This window comes from Leuconostoc miyukkimchii (assembly GCF_019656055.1).
Classification (GTDB): Bacteria; Bacillota; Bacilli; order Lactobacillales; family Lactobacillaceae; genus Leuconostoc; species Leuconostoc miyukkimchii.
This window is the reverse complement of sequence record NZ_BPKY01000004.1, coordinates 1-21,783: the sequence shown is the minus strand read 5'-3', so window position 1 is coordinate 21,783 and position 21,783 is coordinate 1. Positions and strand designations below refer to the sequence as shown.

The 21,783-nt window shown below is 37.1% G+C and carries 21 protein-coding genes; 15 read left to right on the top strand and 6 right to left on the bottom strand.

Translation table 11 applies throughout. The features are described 5' to 3' along the window. Positions 1–78 precede the first annotated feature (78 nt). The 5 genes from gyrB to dnaA all read right to left on the bottom strand — a co-directional run bounded on the left by gyrB (position 79) and on the right by dnaA (position 6,475). Entirely contained in the window at positions 79–2,088 is a 2,010-nt protein-coding gene (gene gyrB / locus K5Q13_RS04595; RefSeq protein WP_246574157.1) for a DNA topoisomerase (ATP-hydrolyzing) subunit B, read from the bottom strand. 25 nt (positions 2,089–2,113) lie between these two features. Continuing rightward, the gene (gene recF, locus K5Q13_RS04590; protein ID WP_220740419.1) at positions 2,114–3,241 is read right to left on the bottom strand and encodes a DNA replication/repair protein RecF; all 1,128 of its coding nucleotides are present in this window, start codon (positions 3,239–3,241) and stop codon (positions 2,114–2,116) included. Further along, positions 3,223–3,684 carry a S4 domain-containing protein YaaA gene (yaaA, locus tag K5Q13_RS04585; RefSeq protein WP_220740417.1) on the bottom strand — a complete coding sequence of 154 codons (462 nt, stop codon included), beginning with the start codon at positions 3,682–3,684 and terminating at the stop codon, positions 3,223–3,225. The genes recF and yaaA overlap by 19 nt, the downstream gene beginning before the upstream one ends. 122 nt (positions 3,685–3,806) lie before the next feature. Continuing rightward, positions 3,807–4,940, bottom strand: coding sequence for a DNA polymerase III subunit beta (gene dnaN, locus K5Q13_RS04580; RefSeq protein WP_220740414.1), 1,134 nt, complete (start codon positions 4,938–4,940; stop codon positions 3,807–3,809). 188 nt (positions 4,941–5,128) lie between these two features. After that, the gene (gene dnaA, locus K5Q13_RS04575; protein ID WP_220740412.1) at positions 5,129–6,475 is read right to left on the bottom strand and encodes a chromosomal replication initiator protein DnaA; all 1,347 of its coding nucleotides are present in this window, start codon (positions 6,473–6,475) and stop codon (positions 5,129–5,131) included. Positions 6,476–6,965: 490 nt separating this feature from the next. On the opposite strand from dnaA, the gene K5Q13_RS04570 reads away from it, so the two are divergent. From K5Q13_RS04570 to asp3, 12 genes are all read left to right on the top strand, one after another. Beyond that, a complete protein-coding gene (locus K5Q13_RS04570; protein WP_220740410.1) occupies positions 6,966–7,499 on the top strand; it encodes an rRNA large subunit pseudouridine synthase E in 534 nt (177 codons plus the stop codon). A 72-nt stretch (positions 7,500–7,571) separates the two neighbouring features. Further along, positions 7,572–8,288: a YebC/PmpR family DNA-binding transcriptional regulator gene (locus K5Q13_RS04565; protein ID WP_220740408.1), complete on the top strand. Its 717-nt coding sequence runs from the start codon at positions 7,572–7,574 to the stop codon at positions 8,286–8,288. Positions 8,289–8,634: 346 nt separating this feature from the next. Then, positions 8,635–8,769 (top strand): 50S ribosomal protein L34, encoded by a 135-nt coding sequence (gene rpmH, locus K5Q13_RS04560; RefSeq protein WP_002816117.1) that lies wholly within the window; start codon positions 8,635–8,637, stop codon positions 8,767–8,769. Between the two features lie 128 nt (positions 8,770–8,897). Next, positions 8,898–9,248, top strand: a complete 351-nt coding sequence (gene rnpA / locus K5Q13_RS04555; protein WP_220740406.1) for a ribonuclease P protein component — start codon at positions 8,898–8,900, stop codon at positions 9,246–9,248. Beyond that, positions 9,245–10,084 (top strand): YidC/Oxa1 family membrane protein insertase, encoded by an 840-nt coding sequence (locus tag K5Q13_RS04550; protein WP_220740404.1) that lies wholly within the window; start codon positions 9,245–9,247, stop codon positions 10,082–10,084. Before rnpA ends, K5Q13_RS04550 begins: the two co-directional genes overlap by 4 nt. 127 nt (positions 10,085–10,211) lie before the next feature. Beyond that, positions 10,212–11,888 carry a glycerophosphodiester phosphodiesterase family protein gene (locus tag K5Q13_RS04545; protein ID WP_220740401.1) on the top strand — a complete coding sequence of 559 codons (1,677 nt, stop codon included), beginning with the start codon at positions 10,212–10,214 and terminating at the stop codon, positions 11,886–11,888. A gap of 99 nt (positions 11,889–11,987) precedes the next feature. After that, entirely contained in the window at positions 11,988–12,455 is a 468-nt protein-coding gene (locus tag K5Q13_RS04540) for a GNAT family N-acetyltransferase (protein ID WP_220740678.1), read from the top strand. Next, on the top strand, positions 12,430–13,356 hold the full coding sequence (locus tag K5Q13_RS04535; RefSeq protein ID WP_220740399.1) for a magnesium transporter CorA family protein: 927 nt from the start codon (positions 12,430–12,432) through the stop codon (positions 13,354–13,356). Before K5Q13_RS04540 ends, K5Q13_RS04535 begins: the two co-directional genes overlap by 26 nt. 67 nt (positions 13,357–13,423) lie before the next feature. Further along, entirely contained in the window at positions 13,424–13,996 is a 573-nt protein-coding gene (locus K5Q13_RS04530; protein ID WP_220740397.1) for a xanthine phosphoribosyltransferase, read from the top strand. 256 nt (positions 13,997–14,252) lie between these two features. Beyond that, a complete protein-coding gene (gene asp1 / locus K5Q13_RS04525) occupies positions 14,253–15,731 on the top strand; it encodes an accessory Sec system protein Asp1 (RefSeq protein WP_220740395.1) in 1,479 nt (492 codons plus the stop codon). Then, positions 15,732–17,261, top strand: a complete 1,530-nt coding sequence (gene asp2, locus K5Q13_RS04520; protein ID WP_220740393.1) for an accessory Sec system protein Asp2 — start codon at positions 15,732–15,734, stop codon at positions 17,259–17,261. It begins immediately after the preceding gene. Positions 17,262–17,266: 5 nt separating this feature from the next. Continuing rightward, positions 17,267–18,310 (top strand): accessory Sec system protein Asp3, encoded by a 1,044-nt coding sequence (gene asp3 / locus K5Q13_RS04515; protein ID WP_220740391.1) that lies wholly within the window; start codon positions 17,267–17,269, stop codon positions 18,308–18,310. 4 nt (positions 18,311–18,314) lie between these two features. On the opposite strand, the gene K5Q13_RS04510 is transcribed toward asp3, so the two are convergent. Next, on the bottom strand, positions 18,315–18,689 hold the full coding sequence (locus K5Q13_RS04510; RefSeq protein WP_220740390.1) for a PaaI family thioesterase: 375 nt from the start codon (positions 18,687–18,689) through the stop codon (positions 18,315–18,317). 36 nt (positions 18,690–18,725) lie between these two features. Between K5Q13_RS04510 and menB the strand changes: the two genes are divergently transcribed. The 3 genes from menB to K5Q13_RS04495 all read left to right on the top strand — a co-directional run bounded on the left by menB (position 18,726) and on the right by K5Q13_RS04495 (position 21,650). Beyond that, positions 18,726–19,559, top strand: coding sequence for a 1,4-dihydroxy-2-naphthoyl-CoA synthase (gene menB, locus K5Q13_RS04505; protein WP_220740388.1), 834 nt, complete (start codon positions 18,726–18,728; stop codon positions 19,557–19,559). 103 nt (positions 19,560–19,662) lie between these two features. Next, positions 19,663–20,454 carry a carbon-nitrogen family hydrolase gene (locus K5Q13_RS04500; RefSeq protein ID WP_220740386.1) on the top strand — a complete coding sequence of 264 codons (792 nt, stop codon included), beginning with the start codon at positions 19,663–19,665 and terminating at the stop codon, positions 20,452–20,454. Between the two features lie 8 nt (positions 20,455–20,462). Next, on the top strand, positions 20,463–21,650 hold the full coding sequence (locus K5Q13_RS04495) for a pyridoxal phosphate-dependent aminotransferase (RefSeq protein ID WP_220740384.1): 1,188 nt from the start codon (positions 20,463–20,465) through the stop codon (positions 21,648–21,650). The last annotated feature ends 133 nt before the right edge of the window (positions 21,651–21,783 follow it).

The window sequence follows — 21,783 nt, the reverse complement described above, 5'->3', positions numbered from 1 at the left end:
CTGAAATTATGTACTGCCACCAGGCAGTTTGAGCATTTTTGCGACATGCCATAATAGCACATGACTTCACACTCACATTTAGATATCTAAGTTTTCTACAAACACAGCATTTTCTTCAATAAATTCACGACGAGGTGCAACATCATCTCCCATTAACATATCAAAAATACTATCAGCAGCTTCTGCATCGGAAGGATCCACACGGAGTAAACGACGGTTAAGCGGGTCCATTGTTGTATCAGCAAGCTGATCAAAGTCCATTTCACCCAGTCCCTTATAACGTTGAACTTTAGGTTTCACATTCGATGGTAACTGTGCCAAATATGCCTCAAGTTCTTCATCAGAATCTAGATACTCACGCGTTTTTGAATTACCAAGTGCCACACCATAAAGTGGTGGCTGGGCAATATAAATATAGCCTGCATCGACAAGTGGCCGCATGTAGCGATAAAAGAGTGTGAGCAATAGTGTACGAATATGTGCACCATCAACATCGGCATCAGTCATAATAATGACCTTGTGATAATTAGCTTTTTCGACATTAAAATCATCCCCAAAGCCTGTCCCCATTGCTGTAAACAGAGATCTGATTTCTTCGTTAGCTAATACCTTGTCCAAAGTTGCTTTTTCAACGTTCAAAATTTTACCACGAATAGGTAAAATAGCTTGTGTGACACGATTGCGACCTTGCTTAGCAGAACCACCGGCCGAATCACCCTCGACAATAAACAATTCTGAAACAGCTGGATCACTCGCTGTATTATCTGCTAACTTTCCAGGTAGATTGCCAATTTCTAGTCCCGATTGTTTCCGTGTCATTTCACGTGCACGTTTAGCAGCCAATCGTGCTTTTTGTGCTAAGATACCCTTTTCAACAATTTGTCTGGCAACTGTTGGGTTCTCCATCATAAAACGACTAAATGTTTCTGAAAACATGCGGTCAGTTGCTTGACGCGCATCAGAGTTTCCTAATTTCGTCTTTGTTTGACCTTCAAATTGTGGATCAGGATGCTTAATTGATACAATAGCTGTCATGCCTTCACGAACATCTTCACCCGTTAAACTTTCAGCATTGTCTTTTAATTGGCCATTTTTACGGGCATAATCATTGATTACACGGGTTAAAGCCGTCTTAAATCCTGTTTCGTGCGTGCCACCCTCATAAGTATTAATGTTGTTGGCAAATGTACGTAAACTATCTTTAACGTCCGTTGTATATTGTAGTGCCACTTCGACAACAATACCATTTTCTTCCCCTTCAACATACACTGGTTCAGGAAAAATTGTTGTTTTTTCAGCATCTAAATAGGATACGTACTCCTTGATACCACCTTCAAAATGGAAGCTTTCTGTTACGGGTGTGTCTAAACGCTTATCTGTAATTGAAATTCGTAACCCTTTATTTAAAAAGGCCAATTCACGAACACGTGTCAACAATGTTTTATAATTAAAAGTTGTTGTTTCACGGAAGATATCTTTATCCGGATTAAAATGAACAATTGTGCCACGTTCAATTGTTGGTTGTTCGTCTAATTGTAAAATACTCGTATTCACACGACCTATTTTAAAGTCCATGTAATATACTTGTCCGCCACGAATAACTCGGACATCCAAATTTGTTGACAAAGCATTGACGACTGATGCACCAACACCATGGAGTCCACCTGATACTTTGTAGCCACCACCACCAAACTTACCTCCAGCATGTAAGACTGTGAAGACTGTTTCGAGTGCAGATTTACCAGTTTTTGTCTGAATATCAACTGGAATACCTCGACCATCGTCTGTTACGGTAATTGAATTATCTTTTTCAATAGTGACTGTAATATGCGTTGCAAAACCAGCCAGTGCTTCATCAATACCGTTATCAACAATTTCCCATACTAAGTGGTGCAAACCTTGTGCAGTCGTTGTTCCAATGTACATTCCTGGACGTTTACGTACAGCTTCTAAGCCCTCTAAAACTTGAATCTGATCTGCATTGTAATCACCAGCACTAGCATCTACAGTGCTGGCATGACGAATTTCTTCATCATCAGTGACAATATTATCTACATTTTCTACTTCATTATTTATTTCTTCAGACATACTAAATCCTTTATGTACTTGCCAATTACTCGGCTTGTTCTTCTAATATAATGTCACCATGTTTCACGTGGAACACTTTAGGTGCGTGAATTAACTGCCTTGCAACGTCACTTAAAGATGGTGCCGTTATAAACGTTTGAACTTTATCTTGAATCGCTAACAACAAATGTGTCTGTCGATTAGCATCCAACTCACTTAACACATCATCAAGCAACAGAATTGGATATTCACCAGTTTCTTGTTGCATAAGATCAATTTCAGCTAATTTTACTGCTAATGCCGTTGTTCTTTGCTGTCCTTGTGATCCAAAGACAGCAACATCATTATTGTTAACTATAAATTGAATATCATCTCGATGAGGACCGACAATTGTTGATCCTAGCATAATTTCACGTGATTGAAGTCGTTTTAAGTCCTGTTCAAATGCAGCTTTAATTACTGATAATTCTGAATTTTTTTCAAATTCAATACTTGTTTGATACTTAATAGTTAATATCTCACGTTGATCTGAAATTTCTGCATGGATAGGCTGCGCCGCTTCTTCTAATCTCGCTAAAAAATTGTGTCGTGCCAATATGATTTGTGAACCAATATCAACGAGTTGTTGTGTTAATACGTCTAAAAAAATCGTATCGGTTGTTTGTTTCATTTGCAGGCGTTTTAAGTACGCATTGCGATCTTTCAATATACGACGATACTGTGTTGTATGATACAAATATAAAGGATTCATCTGCCCAAATTCCATGTCAATGAACCGACGTCTGACATTTGGTGCACCTTTGACCAATTCTAAATCCTCTGGCGCAAATAAAATAACATTTAATTGACCGATATATTGTGATAACTTAGATTTTTCTAAATGATTCACCCGTGCTTTTTTGCCTTTGTTTGAAAAGTACAGCGACAATGGCACATTACTTATATTCTTTTTAACACGGCCACTAATTGTTGCTTCTTTTTCTTGCCAACGAATCAAATCCTTATCACTACTTGTTCGATGTGAACGTGCTAAGGCTAAGACATAGATACTTTCTAATAAATTTGTCTTGCCTTGTGCATTCTCACCTAAAAAAACATTCACACCATCACTAAAATTCAACGTTAAATCGGTATAGTTGCGATAATTAACAAGCCTTAGCGATGTGAGTTCCAAGAACCCGGTCCCTTTGGCCCTGTATGGCGACTACCCTGATTTGGACGTCCAAAGCCACCAGCACGTGTACCATTCTTTTTTCGTAATTCAGCAAATCGTGCTTCCTTACGTTCCTTTGCAACAGCAGCTTTTTGCGCCTTAATGCGATCATCACGCACTGTTTTTTTGGCTGCTGCAGCACGTTGCTCTTTCTCTTGCTGAGCAATTGCAATTAATTCATCAGCGTTTTCCGCTAATGTAATGGTATATGTTTCGCCAGCCACAGATATTTCATCATGGTTGTACAGCTTTTTACCACGCCGATTTTCAGGTTCACCATTTAACAAAACTGGCGAATCCATTAGATAGTACTTTGCCTGGCCACCAGAAGAAATGATGTTCTCTTCTTTGAGTAATTGTGTGAGTGTGATGTATTCAGTTGTGATTTTTATATTTTTTGTCATATTTAGTTACCTTTGTATTATACCATTTTTTTGTTGCTTATTCCTAAAAAAACGGTCTAAAATCGATTTTAAGCGATTTTAGACCGTTTTAAGGATAAATGTTTATTTACACCAAATTTTATTTAAAACGTACGTACAGGTGTTATTAATTGTAACTGTTTATTATCTGTCTCACCGGCTGGTGTTAACGTGAATGGTCGTAGGTTACTGGTAAATTTCAAATCAACAGGTTTGCCATTGAACACACGCAATGCGTCGCGTACATAATCTGGATTAAAAGAAATCTCCAAATCTTCGCCTTCAACAGATTTTGTTACTAATTCTTCTTGAACACGTCCAACTTCTTGTGATGTACCAATTAGTGTCACAATACCCTTTTTAATTGTCAGTTGTACAACATTATTTCGGCTTTCATGACTCAACAAACTGGCACGATTAATTGCACCCAGTAGCGCACCAGCATCTATTGTCAGTTGTGTTGTGCTTTCTGTTGGAATCAAGCGATCTGTTTCTGGATAGTTTCCTTCTAGCAAGCGAGAATAAAATGTTGTGTGTCCTAAATCAAAGACTGCCTGGTTAGTGGCCAACTTAATATCCACACGGTCCTGTCCTTCTAGCAAACTTTGGAGTTCGTTAAACGATTTAGCAGGAATAATAACATCAGCATTTACATGAGCATCTGTGCCAGTTAGTGTCACAATTCTCTGAGACAACCGATGTGAATCAGTTGTGACTGCTTTCACATCATTTCCGTTCAATGCCAAATGAATACCCGTTAAAATTGGACGACTTTCTTGTGTTGATGCAGAAATTTTGGTTTGTGAAATAATATCAACAAGTTGAGCTGCTGAGACACTCAAACTTTGAACATCATCCATTTCGGGTAATTGAGGATAATTACGAACATCTTGCCCATTGATTGTGAAATCTGATGCACCTGAAGTAATATTTGCACGTACCCCATCAACGGTTAACGTCATTGTCTCGGCTGGGAGGTTCTTAACAATATTTGAAAAGAAAGTTGCAGATAAAGTAATGCCACCTGCTGCTTTAATAATTAATTGCGCACTAGTATCTGATTGATCAATACGTGTTTCAATTGAAATATCACTATTTGATCCAGTTAAAATTAATTCTTCTTGAGTTAAGACAATTTTGATATTTGTCAAAATTGGAATAGTTGTTCGAGATGAAATAGCACGAGATACATCATTTAATGATTTTATAAAAGCTTGACGATTAATAGAAAATTGCATAATTATACTCCTTCAGGTTAGCAACATCAGTAGCGACATTTTTAAATATATTAAATAAAAGATCTAGTAGTAATAATAAGGGGTGTTGAAGTTGTGGAAAACTAAGTGTGCATAACGCAGGCATACACTTATCTTGTTCACAATACTGTGGGAAAACTTCCCCACTTATGCCATGTTATACACATGCCCTATTTTCCATTTTTTATCTCATCTGTTAATGCTTCTAGCATTTCTTTTGTCCGTGAATCTGATTCGGCTTTTTCTGTAATTTTATTTGTTGCATGTAGAACAGATGAATGGTCTCGCCCGCCAAAAGAACGACCAATATCCGGTAAGCTCTCATTAGTTAGTGTCCGAGTGAGATACATTGCAACGTGTCGTGCAGTAACGAGATCTTTTTTACGACTCGTACTTTTGAGATCGTCGATGGTTTGCATATAATAGTCTGCGACGACTTGTTGAATGCGGGTTACTGTAATTTTAAAGCCTTGGTTAATATTTAAATCGCCTAATATTTTTTGGGCGGTTTCTTTAGTGGCGGGTTTATTTCGGTATCGAAGCATGGCTTCAAAACGATGGAATGTACCTTCTAATGTTCTAATGTTGGAATCTATTTTATCAGCGATTAATTCAAGAACATCATTGGGAATATCCAAGTTATCCGTTTCTGCTAAGTTTTTGAGGATAGCGACACGGGTTGGTAAATCAGGTTTTTGGATATCCATTGAAATACCAGCCTCAAAACGTGATGTTAAGCGTGATTGTAAGTCAACAATCTCTGTTGGTAGTTTATCTGATGTCATGATAATCTGTTTGCCTGTTTTAGTAAGCACGTTAAAAGTATTGAAAAACTCTTCTTGTACCTTTTCTTTACCAGACCAAAATTGAATATCATCAATTAACAGTAGATCAACGGTTCGATATTCCTTTTTAAAGGCAGCAGTAGCACCTTCTCCAGCGCGTAAGGATTCTGTAAAATCGTTTAAAAAATCTTCTGCAGTGGCATATTTAATTCTTGCTGAAGGTGTTGTTTTTGAGTATGCATTACCAATGGCTTGCATTAAATGTGTTTTACCTAGGCCGACCCCACCATAAATTAGATATGGATTGTATACACGACCAGGGTCTTCAGCAACTGCTCGAGCAATGGCGTAAGCATTTTCATTACCTGTACCAACAACGAATTTATCAAACGTGAAATTCTCGTTTAAATCGGATTCTCGCGTGAACGTCAGATTTTCTGTTTGAATCAATGTTGATTTTGGCATAGATTCAGCAACACGAAGTTCTGGTTTGATAAAACCTTCGGCAATTTCCATGGCATATTGCACAAAGCTCATAGCATAGGATTTATTCCAGTTATCAATGATATCAGTGCTTTCATCAATAGGTACCTCTAAAATGATACTTGATTCTGTCAAAGTAACTGGGGCAAGTGGTTCAATATAGGTATCAAAGGAAACAGGGCCAATTTCTTGATAAAATTTGGCCTTTACCTGATTCCATAATTCTTCTTTTGTTATGGGTTTCGTCACGAAAATCTCTCCTATAAATTCGGTGTACTCCAAAATAACGACAGTATTTATAACTGACGTTACGAACCGATCAACTTTTCTATATAAAGAAGAAGTAGCAATGATTATTATAACAGTAAGAAAATGAGTTTTCCACAGGATAATGACAATTTTAAAAAATATCAACAGTTGTGGACAAAATAAAGAACAGTTTGTGGATATAAGAACGAACAAATGTGCGAGTTATCCACAAACGAACAACTTTGTACACATCTAAAAGTGGGTAAGGACAATATTTGAGGTTCGTTATAAACATTATCCACAATTTACCAATAACAAGTTGTGGATATGTGGATAACTTGTGAACAGGTATGTGATTATGTTTGTTAGAAATCCAGGTAGTGCACAGCATTGTGACTTGTTTTGGATAAGATTGTGAATAGTAAAGAAAAGGTTAAGGGCTTTAATATTTGTCGTCTTATAGCCACGTAACTTTGCTATAATTAAGGTTATGATTGTACTATTTAACAAACCATATAACGTTTTGACAAAATTCACTGATGATCAAGGGCGGGCAACGCTAGCTAAATATATTGACATTCCGCGCGTCTACGCTGCAGGACGCCTAGATATGGATAGTGAAGGGTTATTGCTCTTGACGGATAGTGGTAAGCTGAATCATGCGTTGACTGATCCTGAAAACAAGGCTTATAAAACCTATGTTGTCCAAGTTGAAGGTGTCCCAACCAAAGATCAATTACGACAATTGGAGCAAGGTGTTGTCCTAAAAGATGGGTTAACATTACCAGCTAAAGTGAAACGCATCCCTTATCCAAAGTGGCTATGGGAACGTGAAAAACCAATTCGTGTACGACAAAATCAGCCCACAAGTTTTATTCAAATTAAGATTAAAGAGGGTCGTAATCGTCAAGTTCGCCGAATGACAGCTGCAGTAGGGATACCAACATTGCGTCTCATTCGAACCCATATTGGTGATTATCATATTGCTGATTTAAAACCTGGTCAGTACCGTGTTTTAAAATAAGCTCTTTTTTGGTGCAAAATAATGGGAAACCGTTATAATGATAAAAGATATAAATATAAATGAGGTGCAAGCATGGGACGTAAATGGGAAAACATTAAAATGAAGAAGGCGCAGACTGACGGTGCTGCTGCCAAAGTTAACAGTAAATATGGTATTGAAATTTATGTTGCAGCAAAGCAGGGTGAAAGTGTTGATCCTGAAGCTAATTCGACATTAAAGTTTGTTATTGACCGTGCAAAACAGGCACAAGTGCCAAAACATGTCATTGAACGTGCGCTTGAAAAGGCTAGTGGGTCAGGGGATGAAACATTTATTGAAGGTAGATATGAAGGATTTGGGCCTAATGGCTCACTTGTTATCGTTGACACTTTAACATCAAATGTGAATCGCACGGCGACAAATGTCCGTACAGCATTTAACAAAAATGGTGGCACGTATGGTGCGGCTGGCTCAGTAAGTTATTTGTTTGATGAAACAGGGGTTATTGTTTTTGAAGGTAGTGATGCAGATGCTGTTTTGGAAACATTGTTAGATGCCGATGTGGACGTTCGTGATGCCGAACAACAAGATGATCAAATTGTTGTTTATACGGAACCAAGCGCATTACATAAGGCTATTGCGGCGCTTCGTCAAAGTGGTGTGTCAGCGTTTTCAACGACAGAAATTTCAATGTTACCACAAGCAGAAACAACGCTTGAAGGGGAAGATTTAGCAACTTTTGAAAAATTGATTGATGCGCTTGAATCAGATGAAGATGTGCAAACAGTTCATCATAACGTAGCATTGTAGTTGATAAAAAAATAGGTGAACGTCTAAGTTTAGATGTTCACCTATTTCTGTTTATGATAAATTATAAAGCAAATAAATCGTTAGGGGCCGTGATATCAAGTATTATTGATATCGTTAATTTGAAAAGACGGCTGCATAATGGGGCACATTTTGATATGTATTAACTGACTATTGGCTATTGTCCTTGATCATAATAAAGGGTACAATGTTAGTATTGCATTTACTAAAAACATTTTTAGACATAAAACCAGGTGAATTGTCTTGCTTACGTAGTTGATTCATGTTATGATTAAAATCGAATTGCAAAGTTTTTGCAGGTAAAAATCGTGAATGGAGGTGAACACACATGAAGCGTACATACCAACCAAAGAAACGCCATCGTGAACGCGTACACGGATTCCGTAAGCGCATGAGCACGAGCAACGGTCGTAAAGTTTTGGCTCGCCGTCGTGCAAAGGGCCGCAAGGTTCTATCAGCCTAACAAGGTCGCTGCTATGCAGTGGCTTTTTTGATTTAGATAAAAGGCTATAAAGCAGTAGTTTGGCCTTAAGAAACAAGCGCAAATAACTAATATATGAAATCATAAATTATCAAGAGAGACTGGATCAAATGAGAAAAACCTTTCGAATTAAAAAGCCAGCCGACTTTCAGATTGTTTTTAATAAGCATCGGTCTGTCGCAAATAAATATTTTATTGTCTATCAACTAGAAAAAAGTGAACAAAAACATTTTCGGCTAGGAATTTCTGTTAGTAAAAAGGTAGGTAAGGCGCATGATCGTGTGTGGGTCAAACGTCGTATTCGTCAGAGTATTCTGGAATTAAAACCACAGCTGCCTAGTGAAATTGATATATTAGTAATCGCACGGCCGGCAGTTGCAAAGCAAAGCCAAAAATTTATTAAAGAACAGATCGTGCATGTGCTAAAATTAGCTAACATCCTGAAAGTAGAAGAAGAATGAAACGTTTTACAAATATCTTAAAGAAAATCGGTCCATTACCACTTATTCTAGCTGTTATCGCGCTAATTATCATCATTATTGCTGCTATGAGTTTTAACGGACAGGTTGCCTCACATAGTTTTTGGAGTGGCATTGTTGCGGCCTTTACGTCTGCGATTTTAGGTGCTTCACAATGGTTTGGTAATAATTATGGTATGGGAATTATTGTTTTTACAATTTTAATTCGTTTTTTAATTTTGCCATTAATGGTCTATCAAATTCAATCAATGATGAAAATGCAGGTTGTACAGCCAGCACTTAAGGCATTGCAAGCTAAGTATCCTGGTAAGGATACTGAAAGTCGTCAGTTAATGATGGCAGAGCAACAAGCTTTGTATAAGGACGCAGGGGTGAATCCGTTTGCATCGATGTTACCTTTAATCGTTCAAATGCCAGTGTTGATTGCATTGTACCAGTCAATTTATAATTCACCAGTCTTGAGATCTGGAAAGTTTTTATGGCTACAGTTAGGAAGCAATGATCCATATTACATTTTACCAATTCTTGCGGCACTGTTTACTTTTGCTTCATCATGGCTATCCACTCAGGCAACACCTGATCAAAATGGTATAACCAAGGCAATGCCCTATATTTTTCCAGTTGTGATTTTCTTCTCAGCATTTGCAGTGCCAAGCGCATTGTCGTTATACTGGGTTGTTGGAAACCTTTTTCAAACGATTCAAACCTTTATGTTACAAAATCCATTTAAAATTCGTCGTGAACGTGAAATAAAAGAACAAAAAGAACGCGAATTGAAACGAAAAATTAAAAAAGCAAGACGCAATACGAAGCGTTAAGCGATCAAAATATGGTACCTAAATGGTAGCATATTTTTTTATTGTCTTAATTTACGACAAAACGTCTCAAATCAACATTATAATGATATCCTAAAGTAAGAAAGATATCTTTTTTGGAGGATTTGAGATGAATAAAGATCGCATGCTGAGGCATAAATCTGTAGCTGGCTTGATTATAGCATTGTTTTTATTTAACTATGTATCATCAAAAATGATTAACATCAGCCAGTCCTATCAACCTAGTGCTTATAATATAGCAACAGGTAGTACTGGATCATTTGTCACATATATTCGTAGCAACTGGTTAACGTATGGGCTAACGCTTATAACGTATCTTGTCGTATGGTTGTTACTCGTTACCATGGTAACCACTGTCATGTTATATACGTGGCAAATGTTGAGTAAACAGAATTATATCAAGGCTTTGAAATCTGTTCAGATCCATTTTTCGGTGTTTATCATGATAGTATTACTGATACCTTTAGATCAATTGGGTTTTAAATTCCCGGTTGCCCATTACTTGACGATTCCTAAAACGTTTATTGACCCAATTAATCAACCAATTATTTTGGTCCCAGTTGTGGCAATGTATATTGGTATATTATTATTGGTCTATCGATTGAGACGTGTGTCTTATTTAGCAATATCAACACGTCATGGTTTGGGAAATAATATCAAGAAAAGTTGGCAGCAAACGAGATACCAAAATGGACAGTTTTTATTGTCTATTGGTAGATATTTACTAGGTGTATTCATTGTTATGGGCGCGTTGTTTTTACTGCAAGCTAGCTTTGACCACAGTTTAAAAGGTGGCTTGAATAGAGACACTGCCAATATGTTCATTGCAGTAGGGATTGGGTATTTTTATTTTGCAACGAGTCAAGTATTCTTACTTTTTATTGTTGAAAATCAAAAATCATACCAAGAACTTTTACGTGATCGAAAATGGTATAGAATCGTTGTTAACACAGTTGTTATCGTGTTTATTGGATTTGCTAGTAGTACACTTTCGGGGAAAACTCTTGGTCAGCCAATTAAAAATTACATTGTGATTGCTCATAAGGGCGTATCATCAGAAAATGCAACCGCTAATAGCATTATTAATTTAGATAAAGTTGCCAGTAAAAAACCAGATTATGTCGAAATAGATATCCAAAAAACGCGTGATGGTGTGTATGTCTTAAGTCATGATGCTAAAATAAAAGCTAAAAATGGCAAAACGTACCAAATTGATGACACACCGTGGCATGTTTTAAAAAATATACGTTATGAAGAAAACGGTCGTACGATCACTGCCACATCATTTCTTGAGTATATTAAGCGCGCAAATCAGTTGCAGCAAAAATTGCTTGTTGAGTTGAAGATAAATACAACAATTACAACAAAACAGTTGATTGATTTTCAAAACAAGTATGGCCAATACTTAACTAAAAATAAATCTCAAATTCAGTCAATGAATCAAAACGCTATTAAAAGATTAGCTAAATATTCAGATCGACCCATTGGGTTGCTATCACCAGTGGTTAATAATGTCAATGCTGCACGATTTAATACGTTTTATGCCATTGAATATTCTAATATTAATACAGATATAAGTCGTAAACTCGTTAAATACGATAAGGCACTATATGTCTGGACATTAAACAAACAAGCGGATATTAATACGAGTTATGCACTAGGCGTGAAAGGGTACATCACGGATTATCCAAAAGAAACACGTACGCTTTTGCAGAAGTTATCGCACCATGCAGTGTACGCTAACGCAGTTTTGCATGTTGTGATGTTACAAAAAACAAATATTTAGGTTGTTTAGTCAGTGATCAGTATGTCATACGGAATGGAAAAACTGTTATAATATACTTCAACACAAGTTAATAGTATGGAGAGGTTGACGGGCATGTTAATGATACAGAAAATAACAAACTCACAAAATGGGTTTTTAATATTACGCCCAATGCAACCTGAAGATACCGATATACTTTCACATATTTACTTAGATACCCGTGTTGCTAATTTTTTTTGGCTCGAGTCGCCGGCATTGTCTGATTTTAGTGCCGATAGTTCAGGAGAATTAGTACAGGTTGCAGTGATTGATGGTGAGATTGTTGGATTTGCATCTTTATCAACATGGGATAGTTTTTTGCATCTGTTATTTGTTAAAGATAATTTTCAAAAAAAGGGTATAGGCGCTGCCTTGTTGAAATGGGCGCGTCAAACTGCTAAAAAACCACTTGAATTAAAAGTAGTGACATACAATACGAGGGCACGACATTTTTATGAGCGCGAAGGTTTTAAAAACATCGCACACTCAAATACAAACAATCCAGCGAATGTGACATACAGAGATGATCGAAACAGTCAAAAAATTTAATAATTTTACATGGTATCATGTATCAAATTTAACGGCAGAAGATAATCAAATATTAGTTGGTGAACATCGTTTAACGGCTAAAATTATTGGATATGCAATTGATTATAACGAATCGGTGCGCATGGCATATGATGTTGACGCTGACGAGTCATTAATGGTTATTGATGTCATATCATACCGGCATGATGTTGTTGAGACAAGGCCAATTGGACTCTTGTTTGCACATGGTGATTTATATACATTCTCACATTCGGTTACGGATTACATCAAAACAGTGATGTTGGATCCTAAAAATCGGCTACATCCTGATAATGATAAAAACTTGAATGCAATTGATTTTGCCATGACTGGATTACGTGCATTAATGACACGTTATGTGTCACAAGTGACAGAAATCAATCGTAATCGACGTGTGATACAAGAACAATTAGGTCATCAGCACAAAAGAACTACAAAACAAATGAATGACTTGTTACGTCTTCAGACACAGATGATTTATATTCAAAATTCTCTTGCTAACAACCATGTTATGATTAATGAATTTAAACAAGACTTTAAAGCCAAATTGTCGCATGTTGAGGTAGAACATATTGATGATGTGCGTATTGAGATCGGGCAAGCTGAACACATGGCAGATATCGCAATAGCTGTTATTAACTCGGTTTCTGATGCTTATGGGAATTTAAGCAATCGTGATTTGAATTGGACCATGAAAGTTTTGACAGTATATTCTATTGTCTTGACGGTGCCGACAATTGTCAGTGGATTTTATGGTGAAAACGTTAAATGGTTGCCATTTGCGGATACGCAAGATGGTTGGTGGATCACGTTAGTAATTACGCTGTTTTTCATGGCGATTGTTAGCTTGATATTAGCTTTGAGTGGTTTTTTTAGAAAATAGTAGTACTTTTCAAGTTTGCAACAAGTCAACAGTAAAAAATCAAGTAGGGTTAGATTAAGAGGCGTTTATGAAGTTATTAGAAGAACGAATACGAAAAGATGGTCGTGTGTTAGGACAAGATGTCTTGAAAGTTGATACATTTTTGAATCATCAAATTGATCCAGAATTATTGTCTGCAATTGGGGAAGAATTTGCACGTTTGTTTGCCGGTAAAAATATCGATAAAATTTTAACCGTTGAATCCTCAGGTATTGCCCCAGCAGTGTTTACCGGATTAGCATTGCATGTACCTGTGGTGTTTGCCAGAAAAAACAAGTCATTGACATTACCAGATGATGTCTGGATAGCAGATGTTTATTCATTTACAAAGCAAACAACTAATCATATTATGATTGATCACCGTTTTTTAAAGGCGGGGGAGAACGTCCTACTGATAGATGATTTCTTAGCTAATGGTCAGGCAATCGAAGGATTGTTGGCCATTACACAACAAGCTGATGCGCAAGTAGTAGGTGTTGGTATTGTCATTGAGAAAACATTTCAAAAGGGGCGTCAGATATTAGATGATCGAGGCATACAGGTAGAAAGCTTAGCGCGAATTCAATCTTTTGAATCAGGGCAAGTTCAATTTTTGTCATAATTTGTATGTTTCACGTGAAACATTTTAATTAAAATAGACCTTTATGCCGAGATAGCGTAAGGGTCTATTTTAAAAAAAGTGATAACTAATAATCATGGTATCGTAGCGTTTGAACGATTATAAGGGAATGTATGTCAAACTCATGGATAGAATTGGTATAATAATATCAATGGCTATGGCACGTAAAAGTGAAACGTCCAACTAGCGGTTAAGTAATTTGGGGACTTATTGTGCCCCCGTACATAAGAGGTAAAACATGACATTGCATATTATTCCAGATTGGCATGCTTACAGTATAAAATTGCCAGAATTTAACAATACAATTCATCAAACACAACTTTTTTTATCACAAGGTCAAAAGGTTGTGTTAATTATAGTTGATTATTTACCAAATTTACGTCAAATTTTATCACAAAAAAAAATAGAAGCAGCTGACACATGGTCAGCTTATGATTTATTACAACGCATACGTTTGAAAACCGATAAGCCCTTAGCTTTAACGGATTTTTCTTGGCCTCAAAACGCCACATTTGTTTACATGACCGATTATGTTTTGGTTCATGTTGGAGCTGATCATTTTGCAACAGTCCATCTTCAAAAACCGAATATGTCACGGTTTCAAAGTATTGATCTACTGAAAAATGATGTTAAAACACAAGAATTATTATTAGACGACCGTGGTTTTGTTTCACGTGTCACTACTTTTAATGCGCATGGTGACATAATAAGACGGGATTATTTGACACCTAGCGGGGATGTTGCGGTGCAAGAGGATTGTGTGTCAGGTGTTGTGACCACACAGCAGACATGGACATCTCAAACAACCTTTACAAATATGGATGAACTAATTGCTGCAACGCTTGCATATCATTTACAAACAGTGCCAGAAAACGAATTTCTTGTTGTAGCACAAAGTCAAATAGCAACTTTCTTTATGAATAAATTGACACCAAAACAACCAGTAATTTTAAGTTACCAATCAGATCTGAGGGAAAAGCAACATAACAAAAATCAATTGTTGGCAATTGATAATGGTGTTGATTTTTCTGTTGCTGATACGCCCGCAACGTATGAAAAAATTATTAAACAAACAAATGATGAATCAACAATATCTGTCATTCCGCCATATACGGTAACACAGCAAGCTAATCGATCGGCTGAACAACCTGTTGTAACCATTTATTGGATAGCGCAAACAATAAATGAGTCTGATTTTGAAATTGTAACGAACTTATTGGCAAGATATCTAAATGTACTGATTCTCATTGAAACGGCGCAAACACATGAAAAATTTGATGCAATAGTTCATGCTGCAAGTTTAACAGCCGCGAATCAACATGGCATTATTGATAGTGATAGTCAGATGGCATATGAAACGCGGTTTCAGTTTATACCACCACAAGGTGAAGTGCAGCGTCAACGATATATGTCAAATATGCGTGTCTTGTTAGACCTTAACGACCAACCGGATCAGTTCTTACAAGCACAGGCAATTGCGCACAGTGTGCCACAAATAAATCGCGTTAAAACGGATTACTTGATACCAAATGAGAATGGCAAATTAGTAACTCATCCAACCGAATTGACTGATGCCCTAAATTTTTATGTGGAGAATCCACAGTCGCTGTCAAAAGTGCGTGAAGTAACAAGACAACTTGGTAAAGCATACAGCGAAGAAATGATTTGGATTAAATGGCAACAAATTTTCAATAAAATCAAGCAAAGGAAAGCATAAATGGCAGATACTTCAGTTCTTCAAATTGGTGCCACTGACTGGACACCACAAATTGATACATCACGTATAGACTGGCATTATACGACGATTCTAGATTTGCCTACCCAGTTAACTTTTCAAAAAGATCCATATGTTTTGGAACAAACTTACGTGTTGTTGACTGACGATAGCCTTTCTAGTACTTTGCTATCAAGTCAAATTAGTGAGTGGCCTGCATTGCGAACAATTTATTTTGCAAATCAAGTGACACCGGCGTTTCAAAAGATATTAGATGAGAGACGTGCTTTTCATATAAAGGACAGCACCACACCCGAGGCAGTCATTAACTTTATTGAAAATGACTTATCTTTTGATCAAATTGGTTTTTCAACCCGATTTAGTGAAACGCAATTTTTACCAATAGTGCCAGAGGGTGTTCATTTTAAAAGAGAAGGGCGATTTTCAACCCAATTTAGCGGTGATTTTGGGAATGAATGGCAACAGATTGGCACATTGAATCCGTTTAGTGATGATTTTTCGGCACATCTAGAAAATGTCGTGTGGCTAGATTATGAACAAACGCAATCAGCTGCTGTACAATTGCGATTTACTTTTTTTAAGGATAATCATATACAAACAACTCAAATCATATCTGGGGATATGCTCCGGCAGCAAAGTGTTATTGGTAACATCAATGATTATCAAAATTATCAAATTTTAGTATTTGCTAAAGGTCAGGGGATGTTAGATCTGCATGTTTTACATCAAAGACGTAATCGCCATGGATTCGGCACATTGTTGCCGGGTGACAATTGGTGGTTAACAGCAAATAATGAAGAAGTACTAAGCTATTTTAATCCTGGAGATCGTAAGGCACCGTTAGTTGTTAATTTTTCAGATGTTCATTTAAATGCCGATGGCTTTGATATGAGAGAATCATTGAACGAACTAGGGACACCTTATTTATTGTTTTCTGATGTCAGGATGCAGAGTGGCGTGTTTCACATTGGTATAAAAACGTATGAAACACAAGTCATTGAAACAATCAAAAAAGCAATGGCAACGCTTGATTTACAACCAGAAGATATTATTTTGACAGGCTCTGCTATGGGTAGTTTGCCTGCGATGTACTATGCTGCAGATTTAAAACCACACGCTGTGGTGGTTACGAAACCAATTATTAATTTAGGAACATTTACGGCTAATACCGAATTCCCGCATGAGGTTAATCAGGATTGGACATTAGATGTGCGTCGATTCCTTGCAGGACGAATGCATCCGAATGATACTGAAACGTTAAACAATATTTTTTGGGAACACATTCAAAATGTCGATTGGTCTCAAATAAAAGTGTCGCTATTGACGTTAAATCAAGATGAATATGATGGTCAAAGTTTACCAAAATTATTAGACTTTTTGAAACTGAAAAAAGTGCCGCTAACACACAGACGTGAAGACGGAACACATACAGCTAAATCACCTGAAATACTCACGTTTCTGAAAAAGCAGTTGACCATTTTAAAAAATAGTATGCGTCAGGAGGATCAATAATTGTTATGCAATATAAGATATATTGGACACCACAAACACAATTACTTGAATTACAAGGGGCAACGATAGATTTTCGTGCAGTAGATAACGTATATTATGAGCACTATTTTTTACCGAGTGGACGTGCTATTGCAACTTGGCGTTCGAATCGTTATTATCAACGTGAAAAAATGGTATCCGATTTACCACAACTATTACGTGGGGCGACTTACACGATTGCACGTGATATTGAAAACAGTGATCGTATGTTTGCTTATCTGGTTGTTACGTTCTTTGATGAACAATACCAACAGTTATCAAAAAACAGTCAAAACGCTGATAGTATAACGGTTACTGTGCCGGATAATTATGATTTTTATACAATAGATTTAGTGTCAGCAGGTAGTGGTAGTTTTGTCTTTCACGATTTTGTGATACGTCAAAAAACAACTGGTATACTGCGTGATAATGACACGCGTATAGCGCCTAAAGTTTACACATATCTCCAAATACCCGATAAGGTAACGACAAAAACGTTACGTGTAATTTTTTCTGAACCTGAAGCAGGTACAGTAGATTACATGTCAGAATGGATCAAAGAAACCCAGCAAGCAGTGCAATATATTGCCAGTGGGGATATTGATGCGGGATTTTACCGCCAATATGAAGCAGAAATAATCAATGCTATTAAAAGTTCACGTCAAAAAGCACGTGCTAATAAACTTGAGTTTGTAGGTTATGGACCAATATCAAGTTACGCTGCTTTGTATTATCAAAATAAATTTAAGGGTAGTTTGGCAGTCATTAGTGATGATGTTAATCTAGAACCACGGGCAGATCTAAAAATCATACGTGCAATTGATGATGTCACATACCTGACCAATCCAATCGCGCCAAACCATCAAGTAAATCTTATTGTAAATCACCCAAAGTATGAACGATTGAGTACGTTGGAATACGAAACCCCAACACCTGATGAAGTCCGTCGTCAACAGGCATATGACCTAGCACATCCGAAAAAAAATATCATTTCAAATTTTTTTACAAAAAATAAAAATAACACGCAGTAGCGTGTTATGAGTTTAAATTTTGATTTTTAAGGGTTACAGTACTTGTACTTGTTAACAGACCGGTATTTTCTTCTTTTATGTTAACAGACCAAACTTGCAATGAGTGGCCAATATTGATTGGTATCGCCGTTGTAATCAAAGTGCCTTTAGTTACGGCCCGTAAGTGATGAGTTTGTATATCTACACCCACGGGAACCTGTGTGCTAGATAGTGCTTCATTTGCGCCAAGAGAGGCTGCTGTTTCGGCAAGTAGAGCATTAACACCGCCATGAACAATGCCAAATGGCTGCATTAATTTTTCACTCACTTGGACTTCAACAATTGTTTTTTCTGCCGATAATAAGGTGGTTTTTAACCCTAAAAGTTCTATAATATTCATAAGAACGAAATCCCCTTTCTGAATGGAGTATAACACATGACAACATGGAACGCCGTAAAGACGTACACAGAAATTTTATTTGAAACAAACAGTGATGGCCAAAATCCTGGTAAAATTGCCAAAATCACGATGAATGATGCTGCTACCCATAATGCTTTCACACCAAAGATGGTAGCTGAAATGATTGAAGCTTTCACGATTGCTCGAGATGATGCAAAAATTGGTGTCATCATTATGACTGGTGCTGGAGATCAAGCCTTTTCATCTGGTGGCAACCAAAAGGTTCGTGGCAACGGTGGATATGTCGGTGATGATGGTATTCCGCGTTTAAATGTTTTAGACCTACAACGGTTAATGCGTATTATACCAAAACCAATCATCGCTATGGTTAAAGGTTGGTCTATTGGTGGTGGCAATGTATTGCAATTGGTAGCTGATTTAACAGTAGCCGCAGATAATGCTAAGTTTGGGCAAACAGGGCCAATGGTTGGTTCATTTGATGCTGGATATGGGTCTGGGTATCTTGCACGTGTGATTGGTCATAAACGTGCCAAAGAAGTTTGGTTCTTAAACCATTTTTATACTGCTGATGAAGCATATCAGATGAACTGGATTAATAAAGTTGTTCCTTTGGCTGAAGTTGAAGATGCAACGATTGAATGGGCTGATGAGTTGTTAACCAAATCCCCTACAGCTTTGCGATTTATTAAAGCTGCAATGAATGCTGATACTGATGGTTTAGCAGGATTACAACAGTTTGCTGGGGATGCAACAATGCTTTACTATACCTCAGATGAGGCAAAGGAAGGTCGTGACGCATTTAAAGAAAAACGCAATCCTGATTTTGAACAATATCCGAAGTTTCCTTAAAACACCAATGGGTGTTTTTTTATTGCCAAATAATGAGTTTAAAATGATATTAATTTGACAAAAAGTATAATACAATGCACAATAACAAATAAGAGGATTAGTTATGACGCTCAAAATTGCGATAGCACAAATTGATATTGCCTTAGGAAACCCTAATAAAAACCAACAAACAGTTGAAAATTATGCTAAAAAGGCTGCCGATTCTGGTGTTGATGTTTTGATTTATCCTGAAATGTGGAATACAGGATATGCACTAACGTCGTTAGAAACTTTAGCAGATAATGATGGGGTTGCTACTCAAAACCTACTGCAAAAACTAGCTAAGCAATACCATTTAAATATTGTTGGTGGTTCAGTTGCTACACAACAGAATGGTAAGTTTTATAATACGATGTTTGTTTTTGATAGTTCAGGACAAAAGGTTTCAGAATATAATAAATTGCATCTTTTTGGTTTAATGAATGAAGAAAAATACGTGTCTGCTGGATCAAGTGTTAATATTTTTAAATTAGCGGGTGCTCTGTCGGCAGGCGCGATTTGTTATGATATTCGTTTTCCAGAGTGGTTACGCACAATGATGGCTGCTGGTCCACAGGAAATTTTGTATATTGCAGCAGAATGGCCTATTCAACGTATTGAGCAGTGGCAGATCATGTTACAAGCACGAGCTATTGAGAACCAAGCATTTGTTGTTGCCGCAAATCGTGTTGGTTCTGATGATGACAATGTTTTTGGGGGACGATCGTTAATTATTGACCCATTGGGGCAAATTGTAAGTCAAGCTGGTGATGATAACGAGATGTTACTGGTTGCTGACATTGATATCGATGATGAAAAATTAGTTCGAGGTCAAATACCTGTTTTTGACGATCGTCGACCGGATTTATACTACTAGGAGAAATTATGCATTTTGAAGAATCAGATTTACTTAAAACCTTACCAAAACAGTTTTTTGCATCACTTGTTGCTAAAGTAAATGCCAAAATTGCAGATGGTGCTGATGTTATAAATTTGGGACAAGGGAACCCAGATTTACCAACGCCTGATTATATCGTTAAAGCCATGCAGGAGGCTACAGCACAAGCAGCCGACCATAAGTACTCATTGTTCCGTGGTGAATTACGCTTTAAAGAGGCAATTGCTGATTTTTATCGATCTGAATATGGTGTCACAATTGATCCACAAAAAGAAGTGGCTATTTTAGCGGGCAGTAAAATTGGGTTAGTTGAGTTACCATGGGCTTTAATGAACCCAGGAGATACGCTTTTATTACCTAACCCTGGTTATCCAGATTACTTATCAGGTGCATCTCTAGGCAGTGTAAACTATGAATTACTGCCGCTTAAACAAGAACATGACTTTTTAATAGATTATGCTAGTATTCCGGAAAAAACAGCTCAGAAAGCTAAATTTCTTTATATGAACTACCCCAACAATCCTACCGGAGCAATTGCAACGCCTAAATTTTACGAAGACACAGTAGCCTTTGCGAATCAAAACAGTGTTGGAATTGTTTCAGATTTTGCATATGGTGCAATTGGCTATGATGGGAATAAACCAATTTCTTTTCTAGAAACACCTGGTGCTAAGGCGGTTGGTATTGAGACGTATACATTCTCGAAAACATTTAATATGGCAGGGTGGCGAGTTGGTTTTGCGGTTGGTAATGCAGATATCATCGAAGGGATTAATTTGATTCAAGATCATCTTTTTGTTTCTATATTCCCAGCAATGCAAGATGCTGCAGTTGAAGCATTAAGTAACACAATAGCACGTCAAAAGGCAGTCACTTCTTTACAAGAGACATATGAGAGTCGACGAAACGCATTCATTGCTGCTGTACGGAAGTTTAATTGGGAGCCCTATGTACCCAAGGGTGCATTCTATATACTAATGCCCGTACCCAATGGTTACACGTCAGCTGAATTTGCTGATATATTATTGCATGAAGCAAATGTTGCGGTAGCGGATGCTTCAGGCTTCGGTGATCAAGGAGAAGGTTATATTCGTGTTGGTTTAACAATTGAAGAAAGTCGGTTAGTAGAGGCAGCAGAAAGAATAGGCGAATTATCTATTTTTAAAAATTCATAAAAAGCGAACGAAGGGAAGGAAGTGAGGGAGAAAGGGAAGTAAAAGATTAACGAAAGGGGGAAAGGAGGGGAAGAAAGGGAGCGGAAAATAAAAAGGGAAAAAAGGAGGAAGAAAAGTATTGACGAGCGGGTAG

Coding starts and splice junctions, on each gene's coding strand:
- gyrB (WP_246574157.1), bottom strand. CDS start 2,088: ATGTCTGAAGAAATAAATAATGAAGTAGAAAATGTAGATAATATTGTC.
- yaaA (WP_220740417.1), bottom strand. CDS start 3,684: ATGACAAAAAATATAAAAATCACAACTGAATACATCACACTCACACAA.
- dnaN (WP_220740414.1), bottom strand. CDS start 4,940: ATGCAATTTTCTATTAATCGTCAAGCTTTTATAAAATCATTAAATGAT.
- K5Q13_RS04570 (WP_220740410.1), top strand. CDS start 6,966: ATGATTGTACTATTTAACAAACCATATAACGTTTTGACAAAATTCACT.
- K5Q13_RS04565 (WP_220740408.1), top strand. CDS start 7,572: ATGGGACGTAAATGGGAAAACATTAAAATGAAGAAGGCGCAGACTGAC.
- rpmH (WP_002816117.1), top strand. CDS start 8,635: ATGAAGCGTACATACCAACCAAAGAAACGCCATCGTGAACGCGTACAC.
- rnpA (WP_220740406.1), top strand. CDS start 8,898: ATGAGAAAAACCTTTCGAATTAAAAAGCCAGCCGACTTTCAGATTGTT.
- K5Q13_RS04550 (WP_220740404.1), top strand. CDS start 9,245: ATGAAACGTTTTACAAATATCTTAAAGAAAATCGGTCCATTACCACTT.
- K5Q13_RS04545 (WP_220740401.1), top strand. CDS start 10,212: ATGAATAAAGATCGCATGCTGAGGCATAAATCTGTAGCTGGCTTGATT.
- K5Q13_RS04540 (WP_220740678.1), top strand. CDS start 11,988: ATGATACAGAAAATAACAAACTCACAAAATGGGTTTTTAATATTACGC.
- K5Q13_RS04535 (WP_220740399.1), top strand. CDS start 12,430: ATGATCGAAACAGTCAAAAAATTTAATAATTTTACATGGTATCATGTA.
- K5Q13_RS04530 (WP_220740397.1), top strand. CDS start 13,424: ATGAAGTTATTAGAAGAACGAATACGAAAAGATGGTCGTGTGTTAGGA.
- asp1 (WP_220740395.1), top strand. CDS start 14,253: ATGACATTGCATATTATTCCAGATTGGCATGCTTACAGTATAAAATTG.
- asp2 (WP_220740393.1), top strand. CDS start 15,732: ATGGCAGATACTTCAGTTCTTCAAATTGGTGCCACTGACTGGACACCA.
- asp3 (WP_220740391.1), top strand. CDS start 17,267: ATGCAATATAAGATATATTGGACACCACAAACACAATTACTTGAATTA.
- K5Q13_RS04510 (WP_220740390.1), bottom strand. CDS start 18,689: ATGAATATTATAGAACTTTTAGGGTTAAAAACCACCTTATTATCGGCA.
- menB (WP_220740388.1), top strand. CDS start 18,726: ATGACAACATGGAACGCCGTAAAGACGTACACAGAAATTTTATTTGAA.
- K5Q13_RS04500 (WP_220740386.1), top strand. CDS start 19,663: ATGACGCTCAAAATTGCGATAGCACAAATTGATATTGCCTTAGGAAAC.
- K5Q13_RS04495 (WP_220740384.1), top strand. CDS start 20,463: ATGCATTTTGAAGAATCAGATTTACTTAAAACCTTACCAAAACAGTTT.